At 39.7% G+C, this 685-nt stretch carries 2 protein-coding genes; one reads left to right on the top strand and one right to left on the bottom strand.

Going from position 1 to position 685, the window contains the following annotated elements:
* The coding region (locus tag H4J62_RS19965) for a helix-turn-helix domain-containing protein (RefSeq protein ID WP_182218801.1) at nucleotides 1-194 on the bottom strand (194 nt) is incomplete at its 3' end.
* A gap of 37 nt (nucleotides 195-231) precedes the next feature.
* Between H4J62_RS19965 and tnpA the strand changes: the two genes are divergently transcribed.
* Entirely contained in the window at nucleotides 232-627 is a 396-nt protein-coding gene (tnpA, locus tag H4J62_RS19960; RefSeq protein ID WP_182216024.1) for an IS200/IS605 family transposase, read from the top strand.
* The last annotated feature ends 58 nt before the right edge of the window (nucleotides 628-685 follow it).

Here is a 685-nt window from a genome sequence, read left to right as displayed (position 1 = left end):
AACATTTTTAAATCTTTTATCAGCGATGCCATTTCATTGTAAAAAAGAAATGTTTTATCGTACCGATATCGACGCATATTTTCAGATAGCAACAAGTTCCATACGCCACGGGCGTATGCTCCAAATTCAACGAGTTTGACTTCTTGTTCTGCCGTCGGCTTGAGCCGATAATTGTATCTGAGCGTCTTTTTCATATACTGTATAGACTACTGTACAAGCCGAGATTGTCAAGTGGAATGTCAAACGAATTCACATTGTAAGCACCTAATTGCTCTGCATTTAATTCTCGTGGTTAAATATCGAAAGCAACTACTTTTTGGCGATATGGGAGAGTTTGTAAAGCAGGCTGTTTTAGACATATCAGATAGTTCTGACTTTTCAGTTGAGGAGATTGGAGTAGACAAGGATCACATCCATATACTTCTGATGATTTCTCCAAGATATGCCATTGGGCAACATGTTAGAAGGATTAAGCAGCAGACAAATAAGTTGATTTGGAAGAGGTATCCAGGCCTGAAAAAGCAGTTTTGGATTGAGAATACTTTCTGGTCTGATGGATGTTTTGTTTGTTCTGTCGGCAATGCTTCCGCTGATACAATTCGCAAATACATTAAAGAACAAGGATAGTTTATCGATTCATCCCCGCGACTTTCGCTTCGCTCGGATCACGGGGTTTTCTCGACAG

Source organism: Colwellia sp. BRX8-5 (assembly GCF_014077325.1).
Lineage (GTDB): Bacteria > Pseudomonadota > Gammaproteobacteria > Enterobacterales > Alteromonadaceae > Colwellia_A.
This window is presented reverse-complemented; position numbering and strand designations above follow the sequence as displayed.